Origin of the sequence: Methylomicrobium album BG8 (assembly GCF_000214275.2) — a bacterium.
GTDB classification, from domain to species: domain Bacteria; phylum Pseudomonadota; class Gammaproteobacteria; order Methylococcales; family Methylomonadaceae; genus Methylomicrobium; species Methylomicrobium agile.
In genome coordinates this window covers 39,236-47,177 of the sequence record NZ_CM001476.1, presented here as the reverse complement: position 1 = coordinate 47,177, position 7,942 = coordinate 39,236, and the positions used below count along the sequence as shown (strand labels likewise).

The 7,942-nt window shown below is 53.0% G+C and carries 11 protein-coding genes; 9 read left to right on the top strand and 2 right to left on the bottom strand.

Features of this window, described 5'->3' with window-relative positions:
- The first annotated feature begins 10 nt into the window (after window positions 1–10).
- From METAL_RS19660 to METAL_RS19645, 4 genes are all read left to right on the top strand, one after another.
- Window positions 11–952, top strand: coding sequence for a DNA-binding protein (locus METAL_RS19660; protein WP_005375245.1), 942 nt, complete (start codon window positions 11–13; stop codon window positions 950–952).
- Between the two features lie 7 nt (window positions 953–959).
- On the top strand, window positions 960–1,181 hold the full coding sequence (locus METAL_RS19655; RefSeq protein WP_005375244.1) for a hypothetical protein: 222 nt from the start codon (window positions 960–962) through the stop codon (window positions 1,179–1,181).
- 771 nt (window positions 1,182–1,952) lie between these two features.
- On the top strand, window positions 1,953–3,272 hold the full coding sequence (locus METAL_RS19650) for a replication initiation protein (protein ID WP_005375243.1): 1,320 nt from the start codon (window positions 1,953–1,955) through the stop codon (window positions 3,270–3,272).
- 223 nt (window positions 3,273–3,495) lie between these two features.
- Window positions 3,496–3,699: a hypothetical protein gene (locus tag METAL_RS19645; RefSeq protein ID WP_005375240.1), complete on the top strand. Its 204-nt coding sequence runs from the start codon at window positions 3,496–3,498 to the stop codon at window positions 3,697–3,699.
- Between the two features lie 40 nt (window positions 3,700–3,739).
- Here the strand turns inward: METAL_RS19645 and METAL_RS19640 are convergent, their stop codons facing one another.
- Complete coding sequence (locus METAL_RS19640) at window positions 3,740–4,096, bottom strand: hypothetical protein (protein WP_005375237.1); 357 nt, start codon at window positions 4,094–4,096, stop codon at window positions 3,740–3,742.
- A 126-nt stretch (window positions 4,097–4,222) separates the two neighbouring features.
- Here METAL_RS19640 and METAL_RS19635 point away from each other — a divergent pair, with 126 nt between their 5' ends.
- Complete coding sequence (locus tag METAL_RS19635; RefSeq protein WP_005375236.1) at window positions 4,223–4,465, top strand: DUF6868 family protein; 243 nt, start codon at window positions 4,223–4,225, stop codon at window positions 4,463–4,465.
- Between the two features lie 21 nt (window positions 4,466–4,486).
- Here METAL_RS19635 and METAL_RS19630 read toward each other — a convergent pair whose 3' ends face one another.
- Window positions 4,487–4,714 (bottom strand): hypothetical protein, encoded by a 228-nt coding sequence (locus METAL_RS19630; RefSeq protein ID WP_040578615.1) that lies wholly within the window; start codon window positions 4,712–4,714, stop codon window positions 4,487–4,489.
- A gap of 66 nt (window positions 4,715–4,780) precedes the next feature.
- Between METAL_RS19630 and METAL_RS19625 the strand changes: the two genes are divergently transcribed.
- The 4 genes from METAL_RS19625 to METAL_RS19610 all read left to right on the top strand — a co-directional run bounded on the left by METAL_RS19625 (window position 4,781) and on the right by METAL_RS19610 (window position 7,917).
- On the top strand, window positions 4,781–5,434 hold the full coding sequence (locus METAL_RS19625) for a hypothetical protein (protein ID WP_005375232.1): 654 nt from the start codon (window positions 4,781–4,783) through the stop codon (window positions 5,432–5,434).
- A complete protein-coding gene (locus tag METAL_RS19620) occupies window positions 5,427–6,350 on the top strand; it encodes an ATP-binding protein (RefSeq protein WP_005375230.1) in 924 nt (307 codons plus the stop codon). The genes METAL_RS19625 and METAL_RS19620 overlap by 8 nt, the downstream gene beginning before the upstream one ends.
- 41 nt (window positions 6,351–6,391) lie before the next feature.
- Complete coding sequence (locus METAL_RS19615) at window positions 6,392–7,501, top strand: metal-dependent hydrolase (protein WP_005375229.1); 1,110 nt, start codon at window positions 6,392–6,394, stop codon at window positions 7,499–7,501.
- A 197-nt stretch (window positions 7,502–7,698) separates the two neighbouring features.
- The gene (locus tag METAL_RS19610) at window positions 7,699–7,917 is read left to right on the top strand and encodes a hypothetical protein (RefSeq protein WP_040578614.1); all 219 of its coding nucleotides are present in this window, start codon (window positions 7,699–7,701) and stop codon (window positions 7,915–7,917) included.
- Window positions 7,918–7,942: the final 25 nt, after the last annotated feature.

Below are 7,942 nucleotides of genomic sequence, written 5' to 3'. Positions count from 1 at the left end.
GAGTAACGCCATGGCCGCCCCCAAACTGACCGAAGAAGAAGTCCACGCCGCTTGTGTCGAACTTGCCGCCCAGGGCGAGCGTCCAAGGGCTATAAGCCTGCATGAGAAGTTAGGCCGAGGCAGTCTGAGTACCATTACCAAGTACCTGAACAGCTGGAATGCTTCTGACGAGGCGCAAGCGCTGAAGGCGGATGCCTTGCCGACGGTCGTCAGGCTGCCTGATGAGCTTTCCAAGGACGGTGAAGACCTGCTGAAGCGGATGTGGAATACAGCTAAAGGCATCGCTGATGCCGAGCTTGAGATCCAGCGAGAGGCATTGAAACAGGCAGAGCAGGCGAACCAGCTCAAAGTCGAAGAAGCCTTTAAATTCTCAGACGCCCAGGCCATGAAGATAGACCGGCTGGAAGACGAATTGGCCGAACTTCAAGCTGAATTGGCGGAAGAGCAGGGGGCGCATGTTCAAGCCGTCGCCAAGTTGAACGAGGCTGAAAAGGTTAATGTTGGCCTATCGAAGGATAACGACCGGTTGCAGCACGATATCGCCGAACTGAAAAAGCAGCTGGCCGCGCTGGAAGAAGCAAATAAAGCCGCTGGTCAGGAGAAACAGGAGCTGCAAAAACAGCATGCGGCGGCGATCAAGCAGAAAGACGCGGAAATCCGGACGCTCGATATGCAGGTGCACAAGCTGCAAACCTCTCTGGACGCCGCTGCCGGCTCCAACGAGCAATTGAAAACCGACATTAAGGCAAAGGACTCCGATCTATCGAAACGGACCGTCGAGATTGAGACGCTGACTGTTCGCTATGAGGCCGCAAACGCCGAATTAAAGACAGCCAAAGCCGATTTGAAAACCGCGAACAAAGCGGTTTCTGATGCCGAAAAGCAGGTCGCCAAGCTGGAAGGGCAGTTAGAGGTTTATGTAAACCTTGAGAAGAAAGCGAAGCCGGAATAAAGCGAAGATGTCCTATATTGAAAATTCTATCAAATATCCCAACATCACCGACCTGGTTAATGCCGGCGGCGGCTTGAACATTGAATATACTCGGGAAATGGAGGCTGTCGCTGTCGCCTTTGATAAAGGCGGGATGGTCTGGGAGGGAAAAAGCAATTACCCTTCTATTGAAGCGCTTTTAGAGGATGCGGAACAGGGCATCGGCAAGTGGATCGAGGAAAATTGGTGATATGACGACAAATTGATCGTTGCTCTCTTTATCTTTTCCGGTCCCTAAAATTTTTTTCGATGGGAGCTTTCAATGATCCATCAAAGAAAACAACAACAGCTCTTTGTTGTTGTTTTAAGTATGTTTAATAAACAACATATTTAAATATATTTAGCTTCCTGAAACTCTTGCTCAGCAAGGTTTACAACGGTTTTATATCACTGTTTAGGGGATGAAATATCACTGTTTAGGGGATAAAGCCTGGTTTTAATATCACTGTTTAGGGGATGAAATATCACTGTTTAGGGGAAGGCTCTGGTTTTTCTTTTATGTTATGTTAAGCATATGAATTAAAAAACAAATTTAATTTTTTTGAATGGTTTACTGGCATTTCTGAAGGAATATATCACTGTTTAGGGGATGAAATATCACTGTTTAGGGGAAGGCTCTGGTTTTTCTTTTATGTTATGTTAAGCATATGAATTAAAAAACAAATTTAATTTTTTTGAATGGTTTACTGGCATTTCTGAAGGAATATATCACTGTTTAGGGGGTGAAATATCACTGTTTAGGGGATGCATCCAAATCTCCAGGGTTTTATTTGTAGCAAGTTGATTATAAAAGTGTATTTAATATGTTGCCAGCGCATTCGCTACGGTTTGGCCAGTGAAATATCACGGTTTAGGGGATGATCATTGATCGAAAGGTGAGGGTTTGGGGGATGGTTAAAACATCACCTAATTATCACTTACTAATCGTTGTCTATGAAGTGATATTTGATATAATCCCTTCATGGCGAAGAAGAAAAACAACGTTAGCTTGGCATTTTCAAACGACCAAGTCAAAAAGCATGTTGCCGCGATCCACACCAGCGGCGAGATGACGTTGCTCGAGCGCAAGACGGCGAACGTGCTGTTGTTAAACGCTTATGACGCTTTGCTGACCAAGCGCACGCATACACTCCCCGTGAAACACTTGTGCGCGATGCTCGGCTGGGACGAAAGCAATAACATCGAGCGCCTTCAGGATGTGCTGCGCAAACTGGCATCGACCACCATTGAGTTCAACATGATGGAGGACGGCGGCAAGGAGGTTTGGCGGGTCATGTCGATGCTGTCCTATGGCGAAATCAATGGCGGCACCTGCACCTACCGCTACGATGAATATCTTGCCGAACGACTCTATGATCCAGAGATATACGCGACGATCAATATCGGTGTGCAGCGGCGTTTCGATGGCGGCTACGCATTGACGCTTTACGAAAATTGCCTGCGTTATAAAACGGTGGGATCCACCGGCTGGTGGGAATTGAACCGGTTTCGCCGCATCATGGGGGCCGACGCCGCGCTGTATGATGATTTCTATCGCCTGAACGAGCGCGTTATTAAGCCATCCGTTAAAGAAATTAACCGCGTCTCCGATATCCAGCTGGAGCCCGAGTTTCAAAAACAAGGCCGAAAAATCGCCGCCGTCCGCTTCCTGATTACCGAAAACCCGCAACAAACGTTGTTAAAGCCGATGATCGAGGACGACCATGCGGCGATCCGGGAATCCGGAATATTCAAGCGCCTGTTGGATCACGGAATAGGGGAACGGCTTGCCATTCTATGGATTCTGCAAGACGAAGAACGAGCCCGGCAGGTTGTCGAGTACGTTGAGGCCAAGGCTCGGAAAAAGCAGGTCAAAGGCTCGACGGCCGGCTATATCCGCACCCTCTACGAGAGTGACGCCGTGGTAGGCAAAACGCCGTTTGAAGAGAAGAAAGAGCAGGAGGCCAAGGCCAAAATTGAGGCAGAGCAGCGCGAGGCCGAAGGAAAGCGGCGTGCCGAACTGGAAGCCGAGTATGTGCGTGAGCGAACCAACGAGGCCGTTAACGCCTTATCGATCGATGACAAACGAGTTTGGGTGCAGCGCTATATCGACGAGGCCGGGCCAGAAAAAGCGAAATCTTGCAATGCCGAAACGGCGGAGTTTCGCGACAAATTGGAACGGATGCAGTTTTTAGCCTGGCTGCGCAAGCGCTTGGCACCGAAGATCAAGCCTGCAGAATTCAAGGCTTGGCTGAAGGTAAAAGAGCGTGGTGCGAGAAATCAGGATAATTGTCCCGCATGAAGCATCACCTCATAACTGTTGCGATTCTGCTGGTCGCCTTGACGTTTTATGTGCTTGGCTATTCGTCTTTAGGCGGGATAGCGATTGTTATCGGCGGCGCCTTTGAGCTTTGGTTTTGGGTGCGGCTTTTCCGTAGGACTTAGGATTTATCTGTTATGGAGGATCGCTAAACTCAGATTGCTGATAATAGTCTGGCTAGACTATGGTAACGAGGAGAAAGCTGATGGATGGAAATGAAACGATAGATCAAGATATACCGCTGATGGTTGCCGAAAGCGGGGTAAAGGATTTGGAGCGCAAAGCTATTGCAGCTTATAGAGCGGCCTATCCTGACGGCCCGCTTTGGCAGGATTTACACAAAGATACGCGTCTTGAATGGGTTGCTTATCTTGAAAAGATGACGCCTGGCAGACAGCTCAATAAGTGATTGTCTTATTGCCACAAATTGCTGATTTCCTCCAACATATTTATTCCATTGTTTCATCGTTCGCCGCGTCCGATAGCACGACCACGAAAGGCCCCGTCCTCAAATTGCCGGTGCCGAAGCCGCGCACGGGCACCGAGGGCCAGCGGTTGAAAGAATTCTCTTCGAGTATCGCTTCGGCGGTCTGCAAACACGTTTCGAGTAGATCGTCGTCGATCCCGCAGTGCAGTAGCGCCGCCTGTATGCTGGGATGGGGGGTGTCCAGGTCGTAGTCGGCCATTGAGGCGCAGAAGCCTTTCACCCAATCCCGCAGCTCGGCCGTGTCGATATCCGCCGGCGGCTTGCCGGTGCGGCCAGTTTTATAAAATGCCCAACCGTAGGACCAGGATGTATCGCTCATTTGTCACTCCTGCGTAATCGTCGCTGGAAAATATCAGGTAAGATAACGCTTTTAGCGTACTATTTTGTCCGAATTCTGCGACTACCCATTTTATAAATACTTGTCAGCTCTTCAGGAGGCGCGCCCGTGAAAATTGAATTACTGAGTGACTTCTTTTTATGGTGTACCGTCATAAATTACGGCGTTCTGCTTCTTTGGGCCTCAGTATTCATTACCGCCCATGATTGGGTGCATCGATTGCATGGGCGATGGTTTCATTTGCCGGCTGAACAATTCGACGCCATCCATTACGCGGGCATGGCGATCTACAAAATTGGCATCTTCCTTTTCTGTCTCGCGCCTTACCTGGCTTTGCTTATCGCCAGCTGAGGCCTTCGCTATGCCGCTACCTCAACGGACGACATTCACCTTCTCAAACCCCAGATCGAACAGCACTCCGACCGCGGCATCCAGCGTTTTAAACACGCGCACGTGACCGCGCGCGGTTTCCAGCGCCGGGTTCATCTTGTGTTTGCCGTCCAGGGTGACCACCCAGCCATCCTCATGGACGTGTTTTTTTATGACAGGCGTCTTTAAGACGCCTGCCTGCATCAAAATTTCTGCTTCTTTTATATTCACTTTTGCGGCTACAAAAGTTAAACTACGTTTAACAAAATAGCACTTTTGTTAAACAAAAATGCATTTATGATTGTGCGAACAGTCCTTATTGTAGCTTTATTCTTCCCGCTCCGGGTAGCTGCCTGGGACGATGACGCCGTTTTGACCTTCATCAGCCGGGCGAACCCGATCATCCAGGCGCAACGGGGCGTCACCAAAGCCTACGCCAAGCCCGACGCGGTCACCTGGGCGCTGCGGAACACGTCCCTGAGCGCAAGGCTGGGCTATGGCGGCACCGAGTTTCGGGACGATCCTTACACGGCCTACGGTGGCCTGCAATTCAATATCCCGCTGTCGTCGATCAAGGAGGAGAGGGAACAGGCCTTGAAAGTGGTCGCGGAAGCGAAGGAAATCGACGACCTGCACGCGAAGGTGATCCTCGATATCGCCCAGCTGCGGCAGATGGAATCCGAACTCGCCGCCTCGGAAGTCCGGCGCAAGTTCCTCAAGGAAAAGGCGTTGTGGTTGAAGGAGAGGATCGACCAGGGCTTCTCGTCGGAAATGGACCAGCTGTGGACGATCGGCAGCAAGCTGAACGACGAGGACGCGCTGAGCGCGAAGATCGCCGTCATGGCGAAGACGCAGCGCTACAAGCTGTCCCGTTATGCCGGTCCGGAATGGCGGACGCTGTTGGCTTATTTAGAAGGCAAGACCGAGACCTTGGAGGGCAACGATGGATGAGATTGTCGGGTTGATGGGGAGGGAGGCCCTGGTGACCGACCTAGTGGCCGAAATCCGCAAGGGCAAGCATGTGATTCTGACGGGTCCTGTCGGCATCGGCAAATCGGCGGTGCTGAAAGCGGCGCTGGAGAAAGCGGCCGACAGGATCGAGCTTTTGATCAGGCTGCACGACCACCAGGCCAAAGGGCAGTTCGTCGACATGGCCCGGCAAATGCTGGCTGTAGGTCTGCTCACCGCGAAGGAACTGGACCTGCCGGCAGAATTCCACGGCATGCCGCCGGCGCAAATCGACTGGAAGGCGATCAGGAACCGCGTCAACCGGATGAGCATGCGGGATCTGACGCAAGCGATCATTCCGGCGCTGGCCCGATCCGAGAGCAAGCCGATCATTGCGGTCGACGACCTGACCTCCTTGACGCCGACGCAGATGGCGTTCTGGCTCGCGATCTTCGATCATGCCCAGGTGATCGGCTGCGCTTCCGAGAAAAAGAACCGGGTGCGGAAGCTCTGGTGGAAGATGAAGGAAATCGAGGTCAGGCCGCTGCCGGCGGAAGTGGTGCGGGCGATCGTGAAGAAGTACATCGACATCAAGGGCGTCCTGATCGAATCGCCTGACCTGTACATCAGCCACGTCATCAAACAAGCGGGCGGGGTGCCGCAGGCGGTCTACGACATGCTCGACGAGTCGGGCAAGGAGCGGATCATCGACAAGCGCAAGGTCCGCGAGATGCGGCACGAGGCCGGTATCAGCTATTTGGATTTCACTCCGATGATCATGATCCTCGGGGCGGTGATTGTCTCGATGCGCTACGTCGGCATGGGCACCGGCGACAAGACGCTGTACATCATGGGCGGCCTGGGAACCGCGCTGTTTTTGACCTTCCGCTTCTTTGTGTTCAAGGGAGTAGGGCGGTAGTATGATATGACATCATACCATTCCATATCATACCTTTCGCGATGCTAGCCGCGACCCACGCCGGCTTCGCGACCTCGCTGTATTTGGGCGGCGCGGCCGTGTTCGAGTACCCGACCGATCCGGTTTCCTGGAGCCTGGCGGTGTTCTTCTCGTTCATGCCCGACATCGACATCCCGACCTCGAAAGTCGGCCGGCCGCTGTTCTTTCTGTCGGTGCCGCTCGAAAAGCGTTTCGGCCACCGCACGATCACCCATTCAGTCATCGGCGTCGCGATCCTGACGGCGCTGGCCACGCCGCTTTATTTCTTTTATCCCTTGTGCTTCTGGTCGATCGTCGGGGGGTACTGGAGCCATATCCAGATCGACATGGCGAACATCCGCGGCGTGGATCTGTTCTGGCCGTCGCCGATCCGGGTGGTGATGCCGGGCAAGATGAAATACCGGCTGGAGGTCGGCAGCAAGGCCGAAATGATCGTCCTCTGCGCGTTGCTGGTGTTCTGCGTGGGGCTCTATCCCTTGAGTGGTCTGGGTCTGCGCGGCGGCCTGCATCAGCTGTTGAAGGATTTCGATATCGCCTATGACGAGTTCGTCGAGGTGCAGGGGCTGAACTGGTACACGCTGGAACTGAAAGCGATCGACAACCTGACCCTGGAGCACATCAAGTGCAACTGCCCGGTGCTCGGCGCCTGGCAAAGCGGACTGATCATCGAACACAACGGCAAGGCCCGCTCGGTCGGCAAGAGCCAGATCCAGCACAACCTGTATCCGGTCGACGCGGTGCTGATCCAGGGCGAGCCGCTGCGCGTGATCTCGCAACGCGTGGACATGAAAGGCCGGTCGCTGCGCTGGCTTGTCGAAAACCTGAAAGCGAACCACGGCTATTACCTGCTCGGCGAGCTTTACGTCGACGCCGACAAGGTGGTCAACGTGAGCCAGATCGAGGCTTATCACCCGGTAATTTGGGGCGGCGATAAGGTCAGGCTGCATTACGCGAAGGCGGATGATTTGCGGGATTACCTGAACCTGACGGCGATCCGGGGCGAAGTGATCGTACAGTTTTGGTTTAGGCCGGGAGATAGGGCGGTGGAGTTGAGCTTTAATGGAGACGGCGGAGAAATTAAGACGCCTGGCGTCTTGGAAGGGATGTTTTAATGGCTACAAACGGAAACCTACTGGTGGGTTCGGCAAAGACCTGTTTTCGGCTGGCTTTTGGCGAGGGTCATTTCCCAACCGATGCCGAACGACGATTGGGTGAGCTCCCATAGGACAAGCTGCTTTCCCTACATCGTCCCGGACCGGCTATAATCTGGCCGAGACGCGGGATTCAGAAGTTTACAAGGCAGGGCACTATGACGTTTAAATCAGCGGATTTTCAGGCAATGCAGGCCGAAGGATGGCGGGTTCTCGGCCTCTGCTACAAGAGCGAATTTTCATGGTGGTACAGCCAAGTGTCGCCCGATCGGGATGTGTTTTGCGGCTTTGGGCCGGATGACAACAGGATCGAGATTTGGATCCGCGATCGCACGCGAGTAGAAAGCGAAGAAGGAGGCAGCGCTAACGAACAATAACCGAACGCCATAAGGTTTTAAGCCC